This window comes from Paenibacillus hamazuiensis, from assembly GCF_023276405.1.
GTDB lineage: Bacteria > Bacillota > Bacilli > Paenibacillales > NBRC-103111 > Paenibacillus_AF > Paenibacillus_AF hamazuiensis.
On record NZ_JALRMO010000001.1, the window covers coordinates 8,298,038 to 8,324,110 of the forward strand.

General features: G+C 51.9%; 17 protein-coding genes. 14 read left to right on the forward strand and 3 right to left on the reverse strand.

All coding sequences use genetic code 11. The features are described 5' to 3' along the window. Positions 1–13 precede the first annotated feature (13 nt). The 8 genes from MYS68_RS36530 to MYS68_RS36565 all read left to right on the forward strand — a co-directional run bounded on the left by MYS68_RS36530 (position 14) and on the right by MYS68_RS36565 (position 17,981). Complete coding sequence (locus MYS68_RS36530) at positions 14–688, forward strand: cyclase family protein (RefSeq protein ID WP_248930438.1); 675 nt, start codon at positions 14–16, stop codon at positions 686–688. Then, a complete protein-coding gene (locus MYS68_RS36535; protein WP_248930439.1) occupies positions 685–903 on the forward strand; it encodes a hypothetical protein in 219 nt (72 codons plus the stop codon). Before MYS68_RS36530 ends, MYS68_RS36535 begins: the two co-directional genes overlap by 4 nt. Next, entirely contained in the window at positions 900–1,286 is a 387-nt protein-coding gene (gene rbsD / locus MYS68_RS36540) for a D-ribose pyranase (protein ID WP_248930440.1), read from the forward strand. Before MYS68_RS36535 ends, rbsD begins: the two co-directional genes overlap by 4 nt. Before the next feature lie 685 nt (positions 1,287–1,971). Beyond that, a complete protein-coding gene (ltrA, locus tag MYS68_RS36545) occupies positions 1,972–3,297 on the forward strand; it encodes a group II intron reverse transcriptase/maturase (protein WP_248924450.1) in 1,326 nt (441 codons plus the stop codon). Positions 3,298–3,670: 373 nt separating this feature from the next. Continuing rightward, positions 3,671–4,255: a hypothetical protein gene (locus MYS68_RS36550; RefSeq protein ID WP_248930441.1), complete on the forward strand. Its 585-nt coding sequence runs from the start codon at positions 3,671–3,673 to the stop codon at positions 4,253–4,255. A 436-nt stretch (positions 4,256–4,691) separates the two neighbouring features. Continuing rightward, positions 4,692–7,532 (forward strand): cadherin-like beta sandwich domain-containing protein, encoded by a 2,841-nt coding sequence (locus MYS68_RS36555; protein ID WP_248930442.1) that lies wholly within the window; start codon positions 4,692–4,694, stop codon positions 7,530–7,532. A 479-nt stretch (positions 7,533–8,011) separates the two neighbouring features. After that, entirely contained in the window at positions 8,012–13,366 is a 5,355-nt protein-coding gene (locus tag MYS68_RS36560) for an RCC1 domain-containing protein (protein ID WP_248930443.1), read from the forward strand. A gap of 223 nt (positions 13,367–13,589) precedes the next feature. After that, positions 13,590–17,981 (forward strand): RCC1 domain-containing protein, encoded by a 4,392-nt coding sequence (locus MYS68_RS36565; RefSeq protein WP_248930444.1) that lies wholly within the window; start codon positions 13,590–13,592, stop codon positions 17,979–17,981. Between the two features lie 223 nt (positions 17,982–18,204). Here the strand turns inward: MYS68_RS36565 and mtnA are convergent, their stop codons facing one another. Next, the gene (mtnA, locus tag MYS68_RS36570) at positions 18,205–19,299 is read right to left on the reverse strand and encodes an S-methyl-5-thioribose-1-phosphate isomerase (RefSeq protein WP_248930445.1); all 1,095 of its coding nucleotides are present in this window, start codon (positions 19,297–19,299) and stop codon (positions 18,205–18,207) included. Between the two features lie 231 nt (positions 19,300–19,530). Then, complete coding sequence (mtnK, locus tag MYS68_RS36575; protein ID WP_248930446.1) at positions 19,531–20,736, reverse strand: S-methyl-5-thioribose kinase; 1,206 nt, start codon at positions 20,734–20,736, stop codon at positions 19,531–19,533. Between the two features lie 193 nt (positions 20,737–20,929). Here mtnK and MYS68_RS36580 point away from each other — a divergent pair, with 193 nt between their 5' ends. Then, positions 20,930–21,094, forward strand: a complete 165-nt coding sequence (locus MYS68_RS36580) for a hypothetical protein (protein ID WP_248930447.1) — start codon at positions 20,930–20,932, stop codon at positions 21,092–21,094. A gap of 90 nt (positions 21,095–21,184) precedes the next feature. On the opposite strand, the gene MYS68_RS36585 is transcribed toward MYS68_RS36580, so the two are convergent. Then, positions 21,185–21,352, reverse strand: a complete 168-nt coding sequence (locus tag MYS68_RS36585) for an asparagine synthase (RefSeq protein ID WP_248930448.1) — start codon at positions 21,350–21,352, stop codon at positions 21,185–21,187. Positions 21,353–21,514: 162 nt separating this feature from the next. Here MYS68_RS36585 and MYS68_RS36590 point away from each other — a divergent pair, with 162 nt between their 5' ends. The 5 genes from MYS68_RS36590 (at position 21,515) to sufU (ending at position 26,050) form a co-directional block, all read left to right on the forward strand. Beyond that, positions 21,515–22,078, forward strand: coding sequence for a DUF1802 family protein (locus MYS68_RS36590; RefSeq protein WP_248931136.1), 564 nt, complete (start codon positions 21,515–21,517; stop codon positions 22,076–22,078). Positions 22,079–22,252: 174 nt separating this feature from the next. Then, positions 22,253–23,083 carry a Fe-S cluster assembly ATPase SufC gene (gene sufC / locus MYS68_RS36595; RefSeq protein WP_248930449.1) on the forward strand — a complete coding sequence of 277 codons (831 nt, stop codon included), beginning with the start codon at positions 22,253–22,255 and terminating at the stop codon, positions 23,081–23,083. Between the two features lie 21 nt (positions 23,084–23,104). Next, entirely contained in the window at positions 23,105–24,418 is a 1,314-nt protein-coding gene (sufD, locus tag MYS68_RS36600) for a Fe-S cluster assembly protein SufD (protein ID WP_248930450.1), read from the forward strand. Further along, positions 24,415–25,641, forward strand: coding sequence for a cysteine desulfurase (locus MYS68_RS36605; protein WP_248930451.1), 1,227 nt, complete (start codon positions 24,415–24,417; stop codon positions 25,639–25,641). The genes sufD and MYS68_RS36605 overlap by 4 nt, the downstream gene beginning before the upstream one ends. After that, positions 25,628–26,050: a Fe-S cluster assembly sulfur transfer protein SufU gene (gene sufU / locus MYS68_RS36610; protein ID WP_248930452.1), complete on the forward strand. Its 423-nt coding sequence runs from the start codon at positions 25,628–25,630 to the stop codon at positions 26,048–26,050. Before MYS68_RS36605 ends, sufU begins: the two co-directional genes overlap by 14 nt. Positions 26,051–26,073 lie beyond the last annotated feature (23 nt).

Below are 26,073 nucleotides of genomic sequence, written 5' to 3' on the forward strand. Positions count from 1 at the left end.
GGGGGAATGATCCGTGAACATCATCCGCATGCTCGACCTGACTCAGGATTTGTATCACAACTGCCCGAACCTGCCTAATTTTGACCCGCCGAAGTTCGAGTACCAATTCATCGGCCCGCGCGACGGCTGGAAAATGGAGCGCATTACCTTGACGACCCACACCGGCACTCACATGGATGCGCCGTCGCATATGGAGGAGTTCCGCACCGATCTGGACGAGTATTCGGTCGACCGGTTTCAGGGCGCTTGCGTCTACGTGCCGCTCGCCGGCCGCAAAGGCCAGCGGGAACCAATCACGCCGGACGATATCGAGCCTTATCTGGACCGAATGAACGAAAATTCGATCGTGCTGCTGTATACCGGCTGGGGGGAAAAACGCGCCTGGACGAAGGAGTGGGTGTACGGCTCGCCGTACCTGCATCCGGACGCGGCGCGCCTTATTGCAGCCAAACGCGTCAAAGGCATCGGCATCGACCATCCGAGCCTCGGCGGCACGGTGGATGAAAACGAGGAAACCCACCGCATCGTGCTCGGCGCCGGCATCTGGATCGCCGAGGCGCTGCAGCTCGATTTTCCGGAGCTGGCGTCCGGCGATTGGCACGTCATGGCTTTGCCGATGAAAATCCGCGAGTCCAGCGGCGCACCTGCGCGCGTCGTGGCGATGCAATACGGAGGCGGCGGAGCATGACGGCGGCGCAGCGGTGGCAGTATTTGATCCGCACGGACCGTTCCGATCTCGCGGAGCTTGGCCTCGAAGGCTGGGAGCTCGTTTCCGTCACCGTCGTTGACGGGATCGAAACGTTTTACCTGAAGCGGCCTTGCCCCGGCTTCCGCGAGCAGATCACGCTGGAGCAGCGCGAGCAAGCTTTATCCGCTTCCCGGGAAGGGGGCGGCGGCGCATGAAGCGAGGCGGCATTTTGCATCCGGCGCTGAGCCGCATTTTGTCCGAGACGGGGCATACCGATCTGCTGACGATTTGTGACCGCGGCTTCCCCGTCCCCTCCGGGCCGGAACGGCTTGACCTGGCTCTGGTGGACGATATCCCGACCGTCGTCGATGTGCTGCGGGCGGTGCACCGCGAGTTTGTGATCGACCGGATCGTCGTCACCGAGGAGATGCAGGCGGCGAGCCCCGAACGGTACGCAGAGCTGCAGCGGCTTTTTCCCGATGTGCGGATCGTCGCGGTATCCCATCGGCGCTTCAAGGAAATTTGCCCGGAATCCCGCGCGGTCATCCGCACCGGAGATACGGTGCCATACGCCAACGTCATGATCGTCTCCGGCTGAGCGCTGCCCCGCTTCTTTTGTGAAGCGGGGCTTTTGTGCGCTTGGCAGCGCATCGTACTAACGGGTGAAAGTCCCGAGCGCACCGCGGGGTGGCGGAAGCGCATAGCCGACTGGTAGTGCTCTGGCCGTAAGGGAGGGTGCGGAGGATCAGAAGGCAAAACCCGGAACAGGCGGCATGAACCATGTTGGCTGGCGAAGCCGGATAACCCTGCAAGAGAAGGGGACGTCCTATACCACCATAGGCTTCGAAAGTTAGGAGGACTGGATTCGGGGGAAAGACGATGACGTGACCCAAGGAGGGCTTATCGTCTTCCGCATAGCGGTAAACTCTTTTCAAGGCTTATAGGGCTAAGACAGAATGATGGATGGTGAGCAGTCATACGAAGGGATAGTAGTGAGAAAGCTTGCCGGAAAAGCCGCAATGGCAAGTGAACCGACACCAACGTTGTCGGTGCAAGCTTAGACCCAAAAGGCAAAGACTTGGTGCGAAGCCCGGAACCGTGGAAGAAAAGCATAACCACCTAGGAAGCCGTCATGTGCCAGACAGAAGCCGGGGAGCCAAGAAGAGCGAAGAGCCGGGGCTGAACAAAAGGGTAGGCCGTCTGGGGCGGAGTACCGAAGGGGAACCGGAAAGGCTGAAAGATTAGCTATACGTCCGGAAACTGAAAGGGAAGGAACACGAGACATGAAGGAAGGAAAAGGAGAGGTAGGCTTTCGTGAGGGAGTAGAAGTCCCGAGAAAACGCAGATGGCACAGCCTCATCGACAAGATATGGGCGATGCCGAACCTTGAGGAGGCATTCCGGGAGGTCAAGCGCAACCGGGGAGCAGCGGGAGTAGACGGAGTGACCATAAAGGTATTCGAGAGTGAACTGGAGCGTAACTTAAGAACGCTTCAGCAGGAGCTGCGGGCGAAGGCATACAAGCCGATGCCGGTCAGGCGCATGTACATTTCCAAGGAAAATGGGGGTCAAAGGCCGCTCGGGATACCCGCAATTCGCGATCGCGTAGTACAGGCGGCGACCCGCCGAATCCTCGAACCGATTTACGAGGCGACATTTATGGAGTGTAGTTTTGGGTTTCGCCCGGGACGCAGTGCACACATGGCGCTGGAGAACATTCGGAAAGATCTCATGGATGGATACGTTTATGTGATCGACGCCGACCTGAAATCGTATTTCGATCTCATTCCACATGACAAGTTGCTTAAGGCCGTCAAGGAAGAAGTGGTGGATGGTAGTGTCCTAAAGCTCATAGAAAGCTTCTTAAAGTCCGGAGTCATGGAGAACGGAAGTTTTCACCTGAACGAGCAAGGAAGTCCACAGGGTGGGGTTATTAGTCCGCTTTTGGCGAATATCTACCTAAACCCGCTGGATAAGCTCATGACTGAACGGAAGCACCGTATAACACGGTACGCCGATGATTTTGTGATCTGCTGCAAATCCCAAAAGGGGGCAGAGAGGGTACTCCAAGGTGTTATTCGTCTACTGGAACAAGAGCTTGGGCTCAAAGTACACCCGGAGAAAACCAAGATCGTGAACAACTTGGAACAGTCCTTTATGTTCCTAGGTCATGAGTTTAAACCGGGATTTTGGGTTACTCCATCCTCGAAAGCCAAACAGAAATTTAAAGAACGCGTGAAAGCAATTACGCGGCGGAACCAAACGGTGAATGTGGAACAGCTGATCCGAAAGAAGTTGAATCCATATTTACGTGGATGGGGTAGCTATTTTGGCTGGGGCAACGTAGGAAGTCTGATGAGAGAGTACGATGCATGGATAAGGAGAAGGCTCCGGATGGTACAGTTGCGGAGCTGGAAAAAGCCGAAGAACTTCTACAGGGCACTAAGAAAGAATAAGTGGAGGGGAGAGCTTCCCAAGATGCGTATGTTCGCATGGAGAAGCTCGCTATCCAAGCCAGCCAGTGTTGCAATGCCAAACGATTGGTTCAGAGAAAGAGGTCTCGTTTTTCTCGTAGACATCTATAATGAACATCATCCCCAGCGGGGATAAGCGCGGAGGAGCCGGATGCGATGACCCGCACGTCCGGTTCTGTGAGAGGCCCATGAATTCATTCATGGGCCTACTCGATTTACGTGATGCATGGTGATTAAGCGAAGTGTACGGAATCGTGCTGGAGAAGCGTTAGCGGTCACCTTTGTGAACGGATTTCTACCGCCGAATGGCGTGATGATTAAGAAATCCGAGAGCAAGAGTGATCGGAAGCACGATCCGAGACACGCAGCGGGACGGTTCACCCTGCCTCTTGCAAATTACCTCCTTCTACAAAATTGTAAAACTATTTTAATAGATTCCTAATATTTACCTCAAACTTATTAAACTTTTCTTTTTTAAGATGAGATTAATAGGTTAGGAGGTGAAGCATATGCAGGAAGTGCAGCTGCAATACGGAGGTATGTCGTACCGGGGAGGAATACTGTGCGACGAAGCCGATTGGCTGGAGATTTGCCTGTTTCAGCCGGCTTTTTTTCGCTGCGGAGATGAAGTTACCATCAGAAGTTTTAACCGCAAGCATACGATGCGCGTCATACAAACGGAAAAAGCCAAGGTCACGCTGATCCCGGCGGATTCCGATTTGTTTAAAATATACACGGACCAATTTAACGAAGACGCGCTGGATTCCGGCGAAGTCTGCGCCAGCTACAAGATCAATGCCTTCGCCACGATCGCGCGGGAACGCAAGCCCCAGCCGGTGCGTGTCGTCGATGTCAGCCGTCTCGGCATCGGATTTGTTACGAACGACTTGTCCGTTCAGTTTCACACGCTTTACAACGCTACCATCGCTTTGGGGCGAATCGTAGTGGCGCCGACTCTCGTTGTCAAATACGCCCACTTTATGGAAAAAGGCATTCGCTACAGCGCGGAAATCCGCTGGATTTCGCAGCACGATTTGCAGGAGCTGAGGTATTTTCTCGCCTGCCGGTTGAGGCGGCAATTTAGCGTGGTGTGAGGCAGGAAGGCCCTCCGGAAACGGGGGGCTTTTTTTTTGGTTCTATAGACCTGACAAAAATACAGGTCAATAGTTATAAATTCGTTACTTTTATACTAAAAATTTACGAAAAATTGCAGAATCTCTTTAAGAAATAATGTAGAATGAGGACATGCAGCAGAAAAAAATGAAGGAGGGTAGGGATTCCATGTTCCTTGAAATCAAAGAAGGTCGTCTGTCAAACGGATTGCTCGCCAGGCGGAAGACTTTCCACATCATAACAATCATGTTTGCAGTGTTCAGGGCGGTCGAACGGTTCTGTTCGCGTGCGATTGAGAACGGTTTCCGTTTGCCGTCAGCGATTGCCATGAGGAAACTGGGGCTCTTTTGTTTCTTGGCCATAGCCGGCTGCTTCTTGTTTACTGCGGAAGTTAAGGCTTCCTCGTTTGGCGATCAAATGTGGACAACATCAGGACCTGGAACGACTTCGGCCACTGCGATTCCGGATACGAACGGGGTGTCGCTGTACTACGACGCGAGCGGAATCAATTATCACGGAATCTGGGAGTTTAAAACCACATCTTCGGTAACGGAAACGGTTTACTTCAAGTGGCGCTATAACGGAATTCACGATTGGTTTATGGCCCACGCCACACTTACGGCATACGTGAATGATTCGAATGGCAATCGCATCGATACCAAGACGCTTGTCGACAGCGGTGTTTGGGATTTTTTCAGCTTTAAGGGATATCTTTCTCTTAATGTGAGTGCGGGCGATACGTATGGATTTATTGTTGAAGGCAGAAATTTTGACGCAACCGACTGGTTTCACGGAACTTTGGAGATTGAACCCCCTTTGGAAGTTACGCCCGTTGTCACCGGAACTAAAAATGCCGCCGGTTGGTATACGTCCAATGTCAATGTCAACTGGACGTCGGCGGATCTGACCGGACTGCCCATTACCTCATCTTCCGGCTGCGATCCGGCCTCCATTACCTCAGACACCACAGGCACTACGCTAACATGTATGGCGACTTCCGCCAACGGTACGGGAAAAGGAAGCGTGACGATCAAGAAGGATACGCTGAAGCCGGTAACCAGCTCTTCAGCTCCCGTGATAGACGGAAGTTATTATTATATTTCGCTGACCGCTTCCGATGAAACCTCGGGTGTGGAGCATACATACTACTCCGTCGATGGAGGACCTGAGCAAACCGGAACCTCCATTGCCGTTCCGAAACACATTGCTCACACAATCGAATATTGGAGCGTCGATAACGCGGGGAACGTTGAAAGTCGTCAAGCTGTTACGACAGCAGCTGTCGTTGGGGCATACCTGAGCAGCCTGACCGTCGGCGGAACGAATCTGCCGTTGACGGTGAACCAACCGGTGCAAAGTTTCACGCTGAGCGTCCCTTATACGACGACCAGTATCAATATCGCAGCGAGTGTTTCGGTTGAGAATGCGAAGCTGAAGGTGGATGATGCGGATACGATCAGCGGTACGACCGTAACGAAGTCGGTATCGGTGGGAAGCAATACATATATTGTCACGGTTGAAGCGGAGGATGGAACAACCTCCACGTATACGATTGTCGTAACCCGAGTCTCGGCGTCGAGTGAAGCAAACCTGACCCTTAGTTCGGGAACGTATGAGGTCGAGGCAACCGGCGCGAACGAGTACACGATCAACGTGCCGAACAGCGTGGAGACGATCACTCTTGGCTTAACGGTATCGGAGTACGCTACGATCGGAACCGTTACGGGGGCGACTTACAGCGGCGGAAATCTGGCGCTGCCGACGCTCGACATCGGTACGAACAAAGTTGTGATGCAAGTCAAGGCGCAGGACGGCACGTCGAACATGTATACCATCAAAATTAATCGTGAGGTCCCTCCGTTGTCATCCGAAAACAGACTCGTGAATCTGGAGGTTATCGGCCGCTCCTTAAACCCTGAATTTAGCCGTGATATTACCACGTATACCGTTACAGTGTCGGAAGCCGTATACAGCGTTACTTTCAAGCCGACGCTACCTTCGGGGGCTTCGTATACCGTGACCGGCGCTACCTATGACCGCAATTCAGACAACTCCTTTACACTCAGACCGATAGAGCAGGAGACCAAGTTCAAGCTCAATATATTTGCCGCTGACAGCACAGCCAGAATCTATAATTTAACGGTAACCAAGGCAACGTACGGAATTCTGATACCGGAGCTTACAAACGTGATGCTGCACGATGGGACAACCAGCTCATCCATACAGTTCTCGACTTCCGATTCTACGAACTATCAGAAGGATGTATATGTTCGCCTAGGGGCTTCGGGGGAAAAAATTACAGGGTCGTTTCCTCTGGACGCACAAATTAAAATCACGGGGGCGGCCGGCAGCCAAATAGATATGGGAACGAATCCAAAAACATTCGAGTTTACGGTTCCTTCCGAAAACGGGAGTACAGTTACCGTGAACGTGTATAACGTGATGGCCGGCAGAAACTACATGTTCAACATTAAACGGACAAATGCTGTGGAAGTGCCGGAAAATACACCGGTTGATATATCGGGTCCCGGTCCTAAGATTTTTAACGTTTCCGGAGGTGTCAGCATTGATTTATCGGGAGCTTCCATCCCCGCGGGCGCCACGTTTAAGGTGAATAAGGTAACCCCGGCGAATAAACCGGCCTCGATGAAGTCAGTCGGAGCAACACTCGAAATCTTCTTGACCGGCGGCGTTTCTTTCAATCAACCGGCCCGTCTGGAGTTCCCGCTGGATGCTGCGGCGGATTCAAGTAAGGTGGGGGTATTTTACTACAACCCGGACAAGAAGCGATGGGAATACCAGCGAACGAATGTTAGCAACGGTAAAGCGGTCGCCTTCGTAAATCACTTCTCCACTTACGGCGTATTCGAAGCGGAACCGACCGTAGTTACTCCAAGCATCACCTACAAAACGGACTTGAACGCGGAGCTCGGCTACAGCAACCTGCCCGATGGAACCGTGATCTACTACACGTTCGATGGCACCGAGCCGACAGAGAATAGCCCGCAATTTGATGTGACGAAGAAGCTTACGGTATCCGCCGGGCAAACGTTTAAAGCGTATTCGGTCAGCCCGGGGAAATTGGGTGGCTTGCAGGAGCCTTTGCCGATAAAAGCGAGAATGAGCATCACGGATGTGGTGAAAGCAATCGGCAGCAAGCAGGATCGGAACAGCGATAGTATCTTTAATGTGGAAGATGTGAAGTCGCTGCTTGGGGATATTATGCCGTTTACGGTGTCGCCTAATGTGACGAACTAATCATAAAAAGAGCCTTTTTCATGGCAGATATCTGCAAATGGAATAGGCTCTTTTTATTGGCAGAAGATATAAATATTAATATTAAAGTTAAATTATTGAATTTCAAAGTTGCGCAGTTTTGCATGATGGACACGAGAATGGCCCGGCACCATGACGATTTTGCCGTCGGGATAAGTCGTGACAGCTTTCCGTAGGAACATTAGAAATCTTTCGCCTGTACATTATTCATCTTCCGGCCAAACGATGCACCGCCGTATACCGATCGGTACGTATGGTGTGTGGGAGGTCGGATACTCAATTAATGGGTAACCGCCTACCCGATTGTAAAATTATAAGTAATCTTACGAAAATAGTACAAAGGTCTCGAAAAAATTGGTAGAATAGTTTAGAAATCTTCTATTTTTTACATATCGAAGCAGGGGATTTTGTCGTTTTTTGTTGATATCATACTTGGATAGTAAAGGGAGGCCTTTAAAACGGTGTATAACAAAAGATGGGGAGTATTAGGATTTTGCATATTTCTGGTTTTATCAGCAGTATGCATTATGCCCGGCCGCATCAACGCTTCGGCTGCTATTGAAAAGGTAACACCTATGATTAGCGGGGGCGAGAATCATGTAGTCGCTTTAAGGGCGGATGGTACAGTCTGGGCGTGGGGGACGAACGCGGGCGGGCAGCTTGGCGATAATAACGCAACTGCCGGCGCTGTATATCCCAAGCAAGTTAACTATCAAGACGGGAGCGCATTGACCGATTTCGTTGCAGTAGCTGCAGGTCGAACACATTCCCTTGCTTTAAGATCCGATGGCACCGTGTGGTACTGGGGCGAAATTCGAAATGCAGACGGTACTTTATCCTTCCAGCTTGTTCCCAGTCAGGTTGATGGACTGGGTCATGTGAAAGACATTTCGGCGGGATTCTACTCTTCTTACGCTCTAAAAGATGACGGGACTGTTTGGGCGTGGGGCATGAACAGCCTTGGCCAGCTTGGAAACGGTACGACTATCGACAGCAACGCACCTGTTCAGGTGCTGGGTGTAGGGGGGACCGGTTATTTATCCGGGGTCAAAAAAGTGGTGGTAGGCGATATGTTTGCTGCTGCCCTTAAGAACGACGGAACCGTCGTAGCTTGGGGGGCAAACGGTTCGGGGCAATTAGGGATTCCTTCTACAGGCGTGGACCATTACGAATCTGCTCCCGTCGTTTCCACTGTGGTGAATAACGAAATACCGGGACCCATTAAAGATATCGGTGCAGGGATGTACTTCACCTACGTTGTTACACAAAGCGGGCAATTATGGACGTTTAACTGGCCTTCATCTCCCACTCGAATGTTGTCGGAAACGTGGTCGGGGAAACCCGATATTTCCGACATCGTAAAAATAAGCGGCGGTTACGCTGCGACCGTTGCGCTTCGTCCGGATGGCACCCTTTGGTCTGCAGGACTGAATGCATACGGGTCATTGGGGGCTAATTCCATTGCTCATCAAAATAACCAGCTTCAAGTGGCCGGCCCCGGAGGGTCGGGTTACCTCGGCAATGTCCGCGATATTGGAAGAGGCTGGTACAATATGTTTGCCGTTCTTAATGATGGCACTGCCTATTCATGGGGATTAAACTCCTATGGGCAATTGGGCAATGGGGAGACCGGCAGCGGGGATATTGCGAAACTCAGCCGAATGCCGGTTCAGGTCGTCAAAGAGGACGGAACTCCATTCCTGCTCGGTTCTCCCGATTTGCGGCTCGATCGGATTATGATCAATACGGATACTTTTGAAGCACCTGACCCGGTTGATGATTCGACAACCGTCATTTATGTGTCGGTTCCTTATGGGGAACCTGCTGCGACGCTTTATCCATACACGAAGACCAGCGGCGTAACCATGGTCTGGGATAATGTTTCGCATGCCAATGGCGATTCCATAACCGTTGACGTGATGAGGGGAAGCCGGGTTGCAGTTCCTGTACGAATAAGAAGTGCGGACGGAGTATTTTACAGAGACTACAGCATCGAACTATCCGAGCGGGCTTTGGATAAATCTTATCTGGCGAGTATGATCGAAAACGCTCAAGCTGTATACAACATCGCGGTGGCAGGGGAGGAACCCGGACAATACCCTACCAGCGCCAAAGCTGCTTTGCTCGATGCCATCAATTCGGCTAAAAACGTATACGAATCGGCGGATAACGCGTTAACCCAGGCGGCCGTCAATGGCGCCAGAGAAACGTTGAGTTATGCGTTGAATGTATTTGCCGAATCGGTCAATAGACCGGCCGACAAAAGATCGTTGGCAGCGCTGCTTCAAATGGCCCAACAATTGCTCGTCACAGCAGTTGAAGGGACTAAGCCAGATCAATACGCAGCGGGCTCCAAGTCTGTTTTTCAAAGCACCGTCAACTCGGCAGTGGACGTTATGAATGCTTCGAACGCATCGCAAGCAACTGTGGATTCCGCATTATCGGCTCTGCAATCTGCGATAAACGCTTTCGACATTTCAAGAATTTTGCCGCCTATTATTTATCGGGAAGATTTTGAGAATGCCGATAAGGGCGGATTTACCGCCTCAAGTTCCGCCGAGGGCGGTCCTGTTTCATGGGAATGGGGAACTCCGACCTTTGGGCCCGCTAGCGCACAATCGGGAACAAATCTGTGGGGAACCAATCTTTCGGGAAGATACAGTTCGAACGAAAACAGCTACCTTATATCCCCGCCTATCGATACGCGGGCAACAAATGTAAAGAAGCTTAAATTGTACCTGTGGAAATGGGAAGCGACAGAAAGTGGTTATGATTACAGCCGAATTGAGGTCAGTAATGATGACGGAAAAAGTTGGGCGAAAATCTATGAGCATACCGGAGGGGAATACTCTCAGGACGAGAGCGTCGGCGAAGGTGAGGGTGGTTTGTTAGCACCGCCTGCTTCGGGAATGAAACTTCCGTGGACCAGGTTCGAGTACGATTTGGATCCATCCTATGCCGTAGAAAAATTCAGAATACGGTTTAACCTGCAATCGGATAGTTCTGTCGTAGATGCCGGATTTTATGTGGACAATATTAAAATAGGGCTATTTAAAAAAGATATAAACGAAGTCATCGCGGAGTCAAAAGTTCTACTCAACGCGTCCAAAGAAGGGTGGTATCCGGGGCAGTATCCTTATGGCTCCATGGCTGTTCTAAGTGAGGCTATCTCAGCGGCAGAGAAGATCAGCTCCGATTCTGCGGCGACCGAAAGTCAGATCGATGCCGCTACCACCGCTTTGACGAATGCCATGAATCAATTCAAAAGTCTCGAAATCAAGTCCCCCAATACTTTAAAGGGAAGTTCAAAGGGAAAAATCGTCACAATTGGGGGAGTAAGCTGGATTTTGCTGGACCCTGCGACGGGAATGTCCATAACTTACGAAGACCAAGTCCGCGATGGAGGGAAGCAATGGAGTCCTGACATGGGAGACATAGCTTTCGATCCTTCCAAAGCCGGTACATTGGCAAATTATTTGAACGGAACTTTCTACGATTCCTTAAACGATTCCGGGTTCATTTTATCTCATGATTGGGATGTAAAAGACGAAACGGGAGCCGTTCTCTATGGTGCAACCGGAACGGTGACTGCCAAGGTCGGATTGCTTAGCGCGGCGGAGTATCGAAAATATTCTACGTATTACGGAGACAAAACGATCGGAACGCGCGAAGGGGATGTAAGCTGGTGGCTGATTACTCCATATTCGTCAGAGGGTACGCTTCTCATTGATTTGGTACGAGGAGGCAGCGGCGAACTGTTTTTCAATCATCCTCCGTTCAGATACGGGGTGCGTCCGGTCGTTTATCTAAATCCAGATGCCTATATCGCCCAAGGTGACGGTTCGTTGGGAAATCCGTTTCAGCTGCTTAGCTCGCCTACAGATGAATTAGCGATTTCGGAGGCGCAGAACAACCTGACTGATCTAGTAATTAAGGGAGCTAATGCATCGCTTTCCGAGGTGACATCACCGATGTTTTTGCCGAAAAGCTATGCTTATGATGTAGCAATTGATTGGGCTTCCAGCGGTACGGCCATCGACGCTGTTTCCGGGGAAATCCATCGCCCGAACGATGCCGATGCGAAGGTGACTATTACCGCCACAATCCATAGAGGGGCGGCTTCGGTGCAAAAGACATTTAATGTTACGGTGCTGAAACAAAGCTCGACTTCGGACAACGCGAATTTAAGCAAGGTTACTTATAACTCGTCCGATTTGCCCTTTCTTAATGGCGAATACTTTTTGGAAGTGCCCTATGCTCTAACGGATGTAGTGCTTGGTTTGCAAAAAGCGGATGCTTTGGCGAAAATAAGCTCGGTGACGTCGTCTTCAACGGTAACTATAAACACCTATAGCGAAACTTCCATTTATGTATCTAACCTTAAATTAGGCGATAATTTGGTATACGTCACCGTTATGTCCCAAAGCGGAACATCAAAGACGAGTGTGATTCGGATCAATCGTCTAGCCGGTAGCGATACCGATGTGGCTGAAGTGAGATACAACGATAGAATGCTCGATCGGAACGGCAACAATTTTATGTTATCTGTTGACAATCAGATTACGGAGGTAACGCTGCAAGTCATTACCAACAATACTAATTCCACAATTAGTGTCCCTGCCACGGTAACAGGGGTAACTTACAGCGGCAAGATTATTAGCTTTACAGATTTGCCCGTAGGTATGAAAACGGTCAACATGTCGGTCTATGCGGAGGATAAAATACACGTTGGCGAGTACACGATCAGTGTGGCCAGAAAATCATACGCGGAGCCAAGTTTAACGGCGGAAACCAATGAGGGGACTGTTACAGCCAGTGGAACGGAAATTACGATTCAAGCTCAGGCCGGTGTAACTTCGCTGCGAATTTATCCGTCCGTATCGCCTGGGGCGACCATTGATACGGTAACGGGTGCCACTTACAGCAACGGGATTATAACTGTGGTTCTTACTCCGGGTAAGACAACGACGATTCAGGTTCCGATTAAGGTAAATGGTTCGGTTGTCAAGACATATACCATTTCTGTAAACAGCCCTGAATCTTCCGGAGAAATTCCATTGCCTGAAAATAAGCCTGTTCCCATACCGACATCAGGTTCCAAGGTATTTACGGCCCCAGGCGGCGTTACTATCAATTTGACGGGAGTTTCGATACCTGCGGGCGCCACGATTACAGTGAAAACAGTAACTCCAGCCAATCTTCCGGCATCGATGAAATCGGCAGGAGCGACGTTGGAGGTTACTCTCTCCGAAGGAGTTACCTTCGGGCAGCCGGTGCGCATCGAGTTCACGCTGAATGCAGCGGCGGATTCGACTAAAGTGGGGGTATTCTACTACAACCCGGATAAACAGCGATGGGAGTACCAGCGAACCAAAATTGAAAACGGGAAAGCGGTCGCCTATGTAAGTCACTTCTCCACCTACGGCGTATTCGAAGCAGAGGACACCGTAATTGTTCCGAGCATTACCTACAAAACGGATATGACCGCGGAGATCGGCTACAACAACCTGCCCGACGGAACCGTCATCTACTACACGCTTGATGGAAGCGAACCGACCGAAAGCAGTCAGCAATTCGATACGACGAAGAAGCTTTCGGCAACCGCCGGTGAAACGTTCAGAGCGTATGCGATCAGTCCGGGGAAAAAGGGCAGCTTGCAGGCGCCTATACCGGCCAGAACAAGCATTTCGGACGTGTTAAAGGAAATCGGCAACAAACAAGATCAGAACGGCGATAACATTTTCAACGAGAAGGATGTCGCGTCTTTGCTGAAGAAAGTTATGCCGTTTACGGTGCCTGTTACAGTCACAAACTAATTCTGAAAACCTATTCCACTGCAGATAACCTGCTTATGGGATAGGTTTTTTGTTTTTTTAGAAGTTAACGGATTGAGAAAAAGGTAACTCATTGTGAACATGACTTTTATACCATTTTTTAATATTTTTTTGTGCCATTTGATACAGAAAACTAAGGTAACCTTCTGTAAAATATTGTAGAATGAGTCTAGGCGATAACAAGAATAAGGAGGGAAGAGGATACATGCTCTTTGACAGCAAAAAAAGCCGTTTGCTGAGCGAACTGCGGGCCCGGCAAAGGGCTTTTTATCATGTATTGGCCTTGGTCTGCATTTGGTGTGCGGCTGCGGTTATGTTTCCGCATGTCGGGTACGGTTATGGAAGCAGCGGAGGGAATGTGAATTTTATAGCGGTCTCCGCAAGTCATTCTCACACCGTCGCATTGAAAAACGACGGCACCGTATGGACCTGGGGAGCCAATAACCATGGACAATTAGGCTATGATACATCCGGATTGGACCAAGTCGTGCCTAAGAAGGTTGCGGGATTAGACCATGTCGTTTCCGTTGCGGCCGGCGGCGATCCCAACGACGGCAGCGGCTTTACAGTGGCTCTGCAAAGCGACGGTACGGTATGGACCTGGGGCAGCAACTCGAAGCGTCAGCTCGGGAACGGCGGGGCTTCGGACACCGGCTCCCCCGTGAAAGTCATGGAAATGGTTTCCGGCTATGGAGTTGAATTGAATGTTGGAACTGCCGGTTCCATTGCTTCGGTAGCTGCCGGCTTTAATCATGCGGCTGTACTTACCGAAAACGGCCGTGTTTACGTTTGGGGCGACAACCAATACGGTCAGCTCGGACTTGGCAGCGGCGTGACGAATTCGCAATATGCCAAGCTTGTAGTTGATAACGCGGGTACCGGAACATTATCCGGCATCAAGCAGATCAGCCTGGGCGGTTACCACAGCTTGGCGTTAACTGTCGACGGGAACGTATGGGCTTGGGGAGAAAATTCACGAGGTCAACTCGGCGTAGGCGATACGAACCTCAGAACTAAGCCTCAGCTTGTGCTGCAGCCTGCGGCAGAGGGTTCGAATGCATTGGCGGGGATTCGGCAAATTTCCGCAGGAAGCTATCATTCTGTGGCTATCTACGAAAACGATTCTACTCGCTTTGCGCTTGGTTGGGGAAGTAATCAGTACGGCCAGCTTGGAATTGGCGCGACATCCCTGGCAGTCCCATTGCCACAATATGTGATGGTAAATGCAGCGGACCCCGAGACGACGGCCGTAAGGCTGGCAGCCGGTGGAGATCATACTTTGATTACGCTTGGTTCTGCAGGAGCTGAAACACTTGCTTCCTTTGGCAGAAATGACGCAGGCCAACAAGGTCGCCTTGAGATGGATGTAAACACGACAACGCTCACGGCAGTGTACGACCTTCCGATGGTAAGCGGTGTGGCCGCAGGAGAAAAATCTTCTTTTGCTCTTGACTCTTCAGGCCGCTTGTACGCTTGGGGCGACAACCAGCATAGCCAATTGGGTACCGGCGGTGCTCTGAAGTTCGGTACGCCGACACCTGTATCTTTCGATGGCGTAGTCGTTGCCGCTTCCAATTATAAGGAAGGTGCTTCGGGAGTGAGCTACAAAATCAGTTTTACGCCGAAATCGGATATAACGTCGAGCAATAGAATCGTGTTATCGATCCCTGATGAGTTTATGGATAGGCGCGCAACTCTGAACGAGACGGAAATTGCACTAAACGGCCAGTCGATCGAGTCGATAAGTAACGACGACTATTTGTACATAACACCAAAGAATACCGTTAGCGCGGGAACCCTGGCCACATTAACGTTTAATTCCGGCTCAGGATTGAAGACAGTGAACAGCTACGGTGCGTATGCTTTTAAAGTCAGAACTGACAATGATGCGTCCCCGGCGGAAGGTTATCTCACGGTGCTTCCCTTGTTACCGAAGCTGATCTCTCTTTCGGTTTCCGATGTGCCGATTGACCTCTTATCTTCGAACGACCAACAATATAAGATCGATAAGGAAAGCACCGTCAGCAGCATCGTAATCAAGGCTGCGGCACAGGACGGTGTTATCTTCGTCAATCATTTGCCGTATGAATCAGCCGGAATCAGTCTCCCCCTTGAGCCGGGGACTAATGCGGTCACGATTGAGGTCAGGGCTGCTAATGGAAACATTGAGTATTATTTCTTACGGGTCAATAGAGGCTTTGAAACACCGCCTCCGAGTCAAGAAGAGAATGGATTTCGCGATTATGATTACCGTGAAATGGTAGCTGTTCGGCCGACATCGGACGGCGGTTACATTATGATTTTGAAAGGCAGCACCTATGTTTTTTCGGACAATACCTACAAAATCGGCAAAACCGATGCAAGCGGAAATTTGCTCTGGGTCCAAACATACCCCGACAATGTGGCGGATGTTTTGGAAACGTCGCCTGGAAAATATTTACTGATGGTCAACAATGATTCCGGGGTTAGCGTGGTTCCGATTGTTCTAAAACCATCTCCTTCCAACGAAAATTTATTTCAAGTTCTATCCTCCAATCTGATGGAACCAGGAGCTGCCGGGTGGTCACTTGCCTCAACGCAGGACGGATTCATCGCTGCGGCAACAGCGGCGTCACCGGACGGGAGAATGATCGTCATAAAAGGAACATTAAGTTCTGACGGCTCGGTAACGAACATAACAAAAGACTATTTCTCAGCGCCGACGGGTTGGAATATCTCCCGGATTTCCGGGATTAAAAAACTGGCCCATCATGGTCCGGGCGACCAATATGCAATAGCAGCCAACATTAACGTTCCGGATATCGAAGAATACGCTGTTTATTTGTGGAAAATTACAGCAGGAACAACTTCTCTTATTAAAGAAAATGAACTTATAATTGGTAATTCAGACTCCGACACGGACTATAGTTCCAAAAGTGCTTACGGCGTGACGGAAACCGAAGCGGGAAATATCGTTATTGCCGGGTCAGACAGCGTTTGGTTACCCGAAATTTATCAGAATTTTAACATCATGTGGGTTGCCCAATTAAAGTCGGATTTTAGTGGTACCGAATGGCAAAATATGTACATGCCGGGCGAGGTTCATTCGATTGATGCTGTGAAAGATGGCGGCTTTATCATTGCAGGTCAAGCTGCCGGCCTGCGAGGGCTGGCTATTAAGTTGGACAGATATGGCGGTATCGTGTGGGCGTATTCGGGTGTAGAACGATTTAACGCTGAGTCCTATTATGATAGGGCGATCCAAACGCAGGATGGCGGGTATTTTTTAACGGGTCGGATGTTCAGTGAGGTTATCCGGGCATTTTCCGAAAAGCTGAAGGGTCCCGATGTGAGCCTGTCCACATTGTCAGTGACTCCGTTAACGGAAGCGCTCAGCTTTAATTCTGAAACTCTCACTTATAACGTAAAAGCCGCAGCTGAGACTAGCAGCGTAGTGGTAACTCCAACCCTGCAGCACGGTTCATTTGCCAGCATCAAAGTAAACGGAGTATCCACGGCTGACGGTACTTCCCAAACCGTCGCGCTAACAGGCAGTGTAACGCCGATTTACGTGGAAGTGACGGGGTACGATAACGCAACGAAGAGGACATATACGGTGAACGTACAACGTGCCGCTTCCGGCGAAACCGGTATTGAAGGAATTTATTATAACGGAACAACGCTTTCCAGAACTGAAAATGCATTTAACCTATCGGTTCCTTACAACACGACGAGCGTCACATTAAATGTGACCACGAAGGATGAGAACGCGCAGATTGGCTTGCATTCTACGGTCACTGGGGTAACTTATTCCGGAAAATCGCTTATTTTCAGTGGTTTGGTAGCTGGGGAAAGCAAAACGGCAAATCTTGTAGTGTATGCTCCGAACGGCACAGCGTCACAAGAGTACCCGATCACCGTTACGACTGCGCCCGACCCTAATAGCAGCATGGTATCGGAAATCAAGTACAAGGACGGCGCGATTTCACGGGCCGGCAGCAGTTTTACGTTGTCCGTCCCGTATGAAGTCACGGCGGTAGCTCTCGACGTTGGGCTGAACAATGAGGCCGCAGCAATCAGCGTTCCGGCGGATACGGTGACGGGAGTCACGTATTCCGGCAGGACCATCACGTTCCCTTCGCTTACCGTTGGGACCAATTCAGTCACTATGTCGGTTTATGCGCCGAATCGGGCTATCGAACAGTACAAGATCGATATTTTCCGGGCATCTATGCAGCAGACGGTGAATTTGCCGAAACCGGATATCAGCTACGTCTCGGATACGATCAAGGAAATCGGATTCAGCAATATACCGGACGGGGTATCGATTTATTATACTCTCGACGGCAGCGTGCCGACATCGTCAAGCTTACTCTACGATAAAACTAAGAAAATCCGGCTTGAAGCCAAGGTGGTTTTCAAAGCGATTGCGGTAAAACAAGGTATGAAAAACAGCGACGTATATACTTATACGTTTGATCGCCGTACAAGTGCAGAAGATATTTTATCCAAGATCAAAGGCGGGGCAGATGTAACGGGGGATGGCGTGTTTGACGTCAAGGACGTCGAATATTGGCTGAAAAAAATCGAACCGGTCAAAATATTTACTTCGGAGTAAAAGGTTATTAAGTCAAAAAAAGTGGCGGTTTCCCGGCATGATTGCCGGAAACCGCCACTTTTTTGGTAATGAGGAATATTTTTTCATATTGTTGCTGCAATCATTCGCCCGGTTCTTCGTAGAGCCTCACGGCATCCCCAAGTAAGAAGTGCCCTTTCCGTTCGCCTATACCATACCTGAGGTACGGCAGTACCGAAAACCGCGGCAGATCGGAGCAGCAAAACTACTCAAACAGCTTCCGCAAATTTTCCTCATAAGGCGCGCGGACGATGCCCTTCTCCGTAATGATCGCCGTCACGTACTCGCTTGGCGTAATGTCGAACGCCGGGTTGAACACCTTGATGCCCTGCGGCGCCGTACGTTTGCCGAAGCCTTGCGTGATCTCGTCTTCGTGGCGCTCCTCGATCGGAATTTCGGCACCGGTCGGCGTCGTCAGGTCGATCGTCGACATCGGGCACGCGACGTAAAACGGAATGCCGTGAGCTTTGGCCAGCACGGCGACGCTGTACGTGCCGATCTTGTTGGCGACGTCGCCGTTTGCGGCAACCCGGTCCGTGCCGACGATGACGGCCTGTACCATGCCCTTCGACATGACGTAGCCGGCCATGTTGTCGCAGATCAGCGTCACATCGACGCCGGCCTGCTGCAGCTCGAACGCCGTCAGGCGCGCGCCCTGCAGCACGGGACGCGTCTCGTCGGCGTACACCTTCAGCCGCATGCCGCGCTCCTGCGCGAGGTACATCGGCGCAAGCGCCGTGCCGTAACGCGCGGTGGCGAGTCCGCCGGCGTTGCAGTGCGTGAGCACACCCATGCCGTCCTCGAACAACGATAGCGCGTGCTCTCCGATGAGGCGGCACGTTTCCTCGTCCTCGGCTTGAATCTGCTTCGCTTCGTCCAGCAGCGCCGCCTTCAAAGCATCCGGCTGCACGCCCTGCTCAGCCAGCGCCGCAGCCCGCGCCCGCATCCGGTCGAGCGCCCAAAACAAATTCACCGCCGTCGGGCGGCTGGTGGCCAAATAATCGCACTGGCGGCCGACCTCCGCCACCAGAGCGGCGCTGTCCCCGGCGGCATCCCGCACGCCGAGGTAAACCCCGAACGCCGCGGCGATCCCGATAGCCGGCGCCCCGCGCACCTTCAAATGCTTGATCGCTTCCCACACCTCTTCGGAGGTGGTCAGCTCCAAATAAACGATTTCCTCCGGCAGCAGCCGCTGATCCAGCAAATCGAGATGCTTTTCGTTCCAGCGCACCGATTGCAGCCAGCCTTCAGCGGGAGACGGCGCTCCCGCAGTCGTGTCCGTTCCAGTCCCATTTGTCATAACAAATCCTCTTTCTTCATAAAGTCATGAGCAATGTAAATGGAAAAACTCCAGTTAAATTTGCCCAAGTCCTGTGCAGTCAACTTCCGACCTATCACTGCGGAGAGGGTCATCAGGCGGCAGGCAGAAGGTGGTGTTGGCATAAGGCGGCTTGCAGGTTTGCTCTACAAGCTGCGATAGCCTCACGTCCCGCTTATCCGCCACTTGCTTGGCCGCTCCCTAAACTCCGGTCTACTCCAACGCCCGCTTCGCCACGTTCAGCAAATCGTCGATGCTGCCTGCCTGGCGATGCTGCTTGATCAGCGTCGTGCCGATAGCAAGCGAGATGCGCTGAGCGCGTTCCTTCGCCGCGGCGTCCTCCAGCTTGTTAATGTCGGCGACTTGAGCCAGGCCGTACACGCGGCGCACCATTTTGCAGCCGGTGTAACCGAGCGTATCCTGCAGCAGCTGCTGCATGTATACGTCCTGGTAACCCGGCGTTTTCGCCATCCGGTCGACGACTCGCTCGTTCCACAAAGCGCGGAATTCGCGGTCGAAGCCTGTCCATACGTCGCGGATCGTATCCAGCAAATACCCCCGGTAATCGGCGCGGCTCGCCGCGTCCGGGCTCCATCCTTCCTGTGCGGCGAAATTCAGCAGCAAATTCGCAAAAACCGCGCCGATATCGAAGCCCATCGGGCCGTAGTAGGCGAACTCAGGGTCGATGACCTTCGTCGAATCCGCTTTGATGAAAATACTTCCCGTGTGCAGGTCTCCGTGAAGCAGCGCCTGCGCATGGGTCAGGAAGCTTTCGCGCAGCCGCGCCACTTCCAGATGCAGCTCGGTATCCTGCCAAATTTGTTCAACCGCATCCTGAATGCGCGGATCCACATTGTTCGTGTCGGCGTTTCTATAAGGGTCGTCGAAGATCAGATCCTCGGTAATTTTGCAAAGCTCCGGATTGACGAACTGCTTGACGCGGTTCTTTTTCTCCTGCTGGTTCATGCCGAAGTCCGACGTGAAAAAGAGCGTGCGCGCCAGAAATCGGCTGATGTGTCCGGCAAAAAGCGGATATTTATTGCGCTCCATGAGGCCTTTGCGCATGATTACGTGGTCGCTGAGATCCTGCATCACCGTGAGCGCCAGGTCCGGTTCGTACGCATACACATGCGGCACGAGGTCCGGGCACAGCGATTCCTGGATCATCAGCGCTTCGCTTTCGATTCGGGCCCGGTCGAGCGTGAGCGGCCACGATTCGCCGACGACTTTGGCATATGGGAGCGCCTGCTTCAGAATAATGCTTTTTCCCGTAGCCGGTTCGCTGATATGAAACACCAGATTCAAATTGCCGTCGCCGATTTCGCGGCTGACCAGCTCGCCGCCGGGCGTGAACAAATCGGGCAGCTTGCGGGCATATTCGATCGCTTCGGCTTCCGTCAGAGCATGATATTTACCCATGGTTCAATGTTCCTCCATTAATCCAATCTGAAAACTACCATTCTTATAGTATATAGGAAATTCGAATCCAGGGGAATAACCGGGCGAAAGCGGCCGGACCTCTTTTACAAATAATTCACACCCCGATAATACGGCTTTAATTTTTACACACTAAAATAATAAACAAATGCAGGCGAATACGGAGGTCGAAAAAATGAAAGTGTTGAGCCGCATCCTGATGGCCGCTGCCGCTCTTGGCGTCGTTGCAACGCTCGGTTTGTACGCTCCGGAGACTTCGCCGGCGACTGCGAACCCGATGAAAGCGAATTACGCGCAGTATGAACGGATTCAAACGAATATGTACGTGGACCGGAAATAATTTTAAAATATAGGGAAAAAGGGATGGCGGAAACGCCGTCCCCTTTTTTTTGCAGACAGCTTAGCGAGGCTGACTGGAAGACAACCACCGTTAAAACCGCTGTCTGCGATGCTCCACCAAATCGATCGCGCCGAGCACCATATGGGCAAGGCCGAAACCGGCTACGGCTGCGGCCGCCATCGGGTATTTACCTCTTAAAACGACGCCGGAAGCAGTGACGGCAGTTCCAAGTACGGCAGGAATGAGTCCTTCGCGCATGGCATATCAACCTCACTTTTCGCGTGGATGTGGTGTTGCCTTCTTAGGGTTGTTTGGCGGGGGCGGAATTATACTTGCCGTGTCACATTGCATTAAATTGCCTGCACCCCGTATAATTATCGACATAATATTAGTAATGAAAGGCAGGGGACGAAGGTGAACATGCCGATAGCGCTGAAGGAGTGGGCCGTGGCAGTGCAGGCTTTGCGTCAAGGGAAGCAGATCATCATCATGCGAAAAGGGGGAATCCGTGAGGAAACGAAAGATTTTCAAATCGAAAGCGACGCTTTCTTCCTGTTTCCGACCTACGAGCACCAGAAAAGCGGGCTGCTGAAGCCGGAGCATGCGGACAGCCTGCAGGACACGCTTAAAAGCTGGGAGCCCGGGCAAACGACGACGGTGGTGGATACTTATGCCGAACTGGCGGAAGATATAGAGATAAGCGACCAGGCCGATCTGGACAAGCTGGCCCCTTTTCACATTTGGACGGACAGCTTTGCCGAGGAGAGGTTAAAGTGGAAACGAAATAATCCGCTTCATGTGATGGTCCTGCGGGTGTATTCACTCGAACAACCGGCAACACTTTCAATAGAGGAATCCTATAACGGATGCAAGTCATGGATACAGCTAAATGCCGATCTGGGCGGGATAAAAAGAAGTCCCGTGCTGAGCGATGCGGAATTTTCCGAGGCTCTGGCCCGGATAAAGCAGGCATTACGGGGTTAGTTTACTTTTTATATAAAAATGTATAAAAAATGAACTTTTAGTTCTTTATTGATTTCAACTGGTAAGTTATAATAAAATTATTATTGAGAATCACTGAGAATCATTTAGAATGATTCTTATGTAATATAAGTTACAACAATAAACTCACTAAAAGTGGTTGGAGGCATGAATTCAATGGCAAATGCACCGAAGTTTACTATAGACGGTTTGAGGGCGACTGTCGAAGGGAAAGAGATTTTGAAAGGCCTCAGCATCGAAATCAAAGGCGGCGAAGTACATGCGATCATGGGACCGAACGGTACCGGTAAAAGTACGCTCGCATCCGCGATCATGGGCCATCCGAAATATGAAATTACCGAAGGCAGCATCTCGCTCGACGGCGAAGACGTTCTGGAGATGGCCGTCGACGAAAGAGCGCGCGCAGGCCTGTTCCTCGCAATGCAGTATCCGAGCGAAATCGCCGGCGTGACGAACGCGGACTTCCTGCGCAGCGCCATCAACGCCCGCCGCGGCGAAGGCAACGAGATTTCCCTGATCAAGTTCATCCGCCAAATGGAAGCGAAAATGAAGGAACTCGAAATGAATCCGGAGTTCGCGCACCGTTACTTGAACGAAGGTTTCTCCGGCGGCGAGAAGAAGCGCAACGAGATTTTGCAAATGATGCTGCTTGAGCCGCGCATTTGCATTTTGGACGAAATCGACTCCGGTCTCGACATCGACGCTCTGCGCATCGTGGCAGCCGGCGTGAACGCGCTCCGCAGCGAAGACCGCGGATTCCTGATTATCACCCACTATCAGCGTTTGCTGAACTATATCAAACCGGACTTCGTTCACGTCATGATGCAAGGCCGCATCGTCAAATCCGGCGGTCCCGAGCTCGCCGAGCGTCTGGAGAACGAAGGCTACGACTGGATTAAAGAAGAACTGGGCATCGTCGATGAAACGGTAGGCCAAGATACGGAAGAATTCAAAGTGCCGATGAACACGACTGCGCCGAAATATTGATAGGGAGGAGACGATACGAAGATGAGTACACAAACCGCTCTTCCCGTAAATCGCGATGCGATCATCGCTTTTTCGAAAAGCAAGCAAGAACCCGCATGGATGACCGATCTGCGCGCCGAAGCGCTTGATTTGGCCGCTCAGCTCGAGCTTCCGGCACTTGAGAAAACAAGAATCGACCGCTGGAACCTGCAATCGTTCGGGTCCTACAAAGCGGCTCCGGCCATTCAATCGGTGGACGAACTTCCGGAATCCGTGAAGTCTCTGCTCACCGAAGAAAACGGCGGCCATCCGGAAAACCTGATCGTGCAGCGCAATTCCGGCGTCGTTTATCATAGCGTGTCTGAAGAGCTGTCCAAGATGGGCGTTATTTTTACAAGTTTGGAGCAGGCGCTGCAAGATCACGGCGATTTGGTGAAATCCTATTTCCTGAGCGTTGTGAAAAAAGACGAAAACCGCTTGACGGCGCTGCATACCGCTTTGTGGAGCGGAGGCGTGTTCCTCTACGTGCCGAAAAACGTCGAGGTAAAAGTTCCGGTGCAGGCGCTGTTCCTGGCCGAAGATGCGGAAGCGAGCTTTTCCCCGCACGTGCTGATCGTGGCGGAATCGCATTCGTCCGTCACTTACGTGGACAACTACGCATCCGTAGGCAACCTGAACAACCTCGTGCAAAACGGCATCGTTGAAGTTGTCGTGAAGCCAGGCGCCACCGTTCAATTCGCTTCGATTCACAGCCTGAACGAAAGCGTGACGGACCTGACGTTCCGCCGCGCGAATATCGAAAACGACGGCACGATCCAGTGGATCATCGGCGAGATGAATGACGGCAACGTCGTATCCGATACGACGTCGATTTTGAAGGGCAACGGCTCGAGCTCCGACGCGAAGGTCATTTGCGTAGGTACGGGCGAGCAGAAGTTGAACATTACGACACGTGCGATTCACTTCGGCAAAAATTCGCCGAGCGACATGATCACCCGCGCGGTTATGAGAGACGAAGCGACAGCTATCGTCAACGGCATTACGAAGATCGAAAAAGGCGCTACCGGAGCGAACGGCCAGCAAACGGAGCGGGTGCTGATGCTTAGCCCGAAAGCGCGCGGCGACGCGAACCCGATCCTGCTCATCGACGAAGACGATGTAAAGGCAGGCCATGCGGCGAGCGTAGGGCAAGTGAATCCGGATCAGCTGTATTACCTGATGTCCCGCGGCATTTCCAAGGAAGACGCTTTGCGGCTGATCATCTACGGCTTCCTCGCCCCGGTTGTGGCGGAGGTTCCGCTGGAGAAAGTGCAGCAACAGCTGCAACTTACCGTAGAAAGGAAGCTCGGACAATGAATACGTCTGAGATACGGAAACTGTTCCCGATACTGAACCAGGAAGTCAACGGGCACCCATTGGTTTATTTGGACAGCGCGGCGACGTCGCAGAAGCCGGTCCAGGTTATCGAAGCGGTCAAGCGTTATTACGAATGGGATAACGCAAACGTTCACCGCGGAGTACATACGCTCGGTTCCCGCGCAACCGATGCGTATGAAGGGGCTCGCGAGAAGCTGAGAGCGTTCATCAATGCGGGGTCCATCGAGGAGATTATTTTCACCCGCGGCACGACGACCGCTCTTAATCTCGTAGCCTCCAGCTATGCGCGGGCCGTCTGCGGCGAAGGCGACGAGATCGTCATCACCCCGATGGAGCATCACAGCAACCTGATCCCTTGGCAGCAGGTGGCCAAAGCGACGGGAGCGACGCTCAAATATATCCCGCTGCAGCCGGACGGTTCGATCGATCTGAAAGATGTCGAAGCGACGGTCACGGACCGGACGAAGATCGTTTCCGTCGTGTACGTATCCAACGTGCTCGGCGTCGTCAATCCGGTGAAGGAAATTGCGGCGATTGCGCATCGTCACGGCGCGAAAGTGGTCGTCGACGGCGCTCAGAGCACTCCGCATCTGAAGATCGACGTGCAGGACCTCGATTGCGATTTTTATGCGCTGTCCGGCCATAAAATGTGCGGCCCTACCGGGATCGGCGCGCTATATGGCAAGAAGGCGCTGCTCGAGCAGATGGAGCCTATCGAGTTCGGCGGCGAAATGATCGACCACGTCGACCTGTACGAGTCGACGTGGAAGGACCTGCCCTGGAAGTTCGAGGGCGGAACGCCGATTATCGCCGGGGCGGTCGGTCTTGGCGCCGCGATCGATTTTCTGCAGGAGATCGGGCTGGACGCGATCGACAAGCATGAGAAGAAGCTGAGCGCTTATGCGATGGAGCGGATGTCGGAGATCGAAGGCATTTCGATCTACGGGCCGCGCCAAAACCGTGCAGGGCTCGTCACGTTTAATCTGGGCGACGTGCATCCGCACGACGTAGCGACGGTGCTTGACGCTGAAGGCGTCGCCGTACGGGCCGGACACCACTGCTGCCAGCCGCTGATGAGATGGTTGAACGTGACCGCGACGGCTCGAGCCAGCTTTTACTTGTATAACACCGAAGAGGACATAGACCGCCTGATCCAGGCGCTACTAAAAACAAAGGAGTACTTCGGTCATGCAATTGGATGATTTGTACCGCAGAGTCATTATGGATCATTATAAAAATCCGAGAAACCGCGGCAGTTTCGACAATGAAGCGGTAACGATCAACCTGAACAACCCGACCTGCGGAGACCGCATCACGCTCCAGATGCAGGTTGAGGACGGAAAGGTCTCGGCAGCGAAGTTTCTCGGTGAAGGCTGCTCCATCAGTCTGTCCTCCGCGTCGATGTTGACGGAAGCCGTCAAAGGCAAGACGCTGGACGAAGCGCTCGAGATGGCGGAGAAGTTCTCCGGGCTGATGAAGGGCGAACCGGTCGAGTTCGAATATGAGGATCTGGAAGCATTGTCCGGCGTAAATAAATTTCCGGCGCGGATCAAATGCGCGACGCTGGCGTGGAACGCTTTGCGCAAAGGGATTGAGCAGGCGAAGCAGTGAGTTTTTTAATACAGGAGGGATAA

Excerpts from the sequence above, each read along its gene's own strand:
- sufD (WP_248930450.1), top strand. The coding sequence starts at position 23,105 with ATGAGTACACAAACCGCTCTTCCCGTAAATCGCGATGCGATCATCGCT.
- MYS68_RS36585 (WP_248930448.1), bottom strand. The coding sequence starts at position 21,352 with ATGCGCGAAGGACTCATTCCTGCCGTACTTGGAACTGCCGTCACTGCT.
- MYS68_RS36580 (WP_248930447.1), top strand. The coding sequence starts at position 20,930 with ATGAAAGTGTTGAGCCGCATCCTGATGGCCGCTGCCGCTCTTGGCGTC.
- MYS68_RS36605 (WP_248930451.1), top strand. The coding sequence starts at position 24,415 with ATGAATACGTCTGAGATACGGAAACTGTTCCCGATACTGAACCAGGAA.
- rbsD (WP_248930440.1), top strand. The coding sequence starts at position 900 with ATGAAGCGAGGCGGCATTTTGCATCCGGCGCTGAGCCGCATTTTGTCC.
- MYS68_RS36550 (WP_248930441.1), top strand. The coding sequence starts at position 3,671 with ATGCAGGAAGTGCAGCTGCAATACGGAGGTATGTCGTACCGGGGAGGA.
- MYS68_RS36535 (WP_248930439.1), top strand. The coding sequence starts at position 685 with ATGACGGCGGCGCAGCGGTGGCAGTATTTGATCCGCACGGACCGTTCC.
- mtnA (WP_248930445.1), bottom strand. The coding sequence starts at position 19,299 with ATGACAAATGGGACTGGAACGGACACGACTGCGGGAGCGCCGTCTCCC.
- sufC (WP_248930449.1), top strand. The coding sequence starts at position 22,253 with ATGGCAAATGCACCGAAGTTTACTATAGACGGTTTGAGGGCGACTGTC.
- MYS68_RS36555 (WP_248930442.1), top strand. The coding sequence starts at position 4,692 with ATGTGGACAACATCAGGACCTGGAACGACTTCGGCCACTGCGATTCCG.
- MYS68_RS36590 (WP_248931136.1), top strand. The coding sequence starts at position 21,515 with ATGCCGATAGCGCTGAAGGAGTGGGCCGTGGCAGTGCAGGCTTTGCGT.
- mtnK (WP_248930446.1), bottom strand. The coding sequence starts at position 20,736 with ATGGGTAAATATCATGCTCTGACGGAAGCCGAAGCGATCGAATATGCC.
- ltrA (WP_248924450.1), top strand. The coding sequence starts at position 1,972 with ATGAAGGAAGGAAAAGGAGAGGTAGGCTTTCGTGAGGGAGTAGAAGTC.
- sufU (WP_248930452.1), top strand. The coding sequence starts at position 25,628 with ATGCAATTGGATGATTTGTACCGCAGAGTCATTATGGATCATTATAAA.
- MYS68_RS36565 (WP_248930444.1), top strand. The coding sequence starts at position 13,590 with ATGCTCTTTGACAGCAAAAAAAGCCGTTTGCTGAGCGAACTGCGGGCC.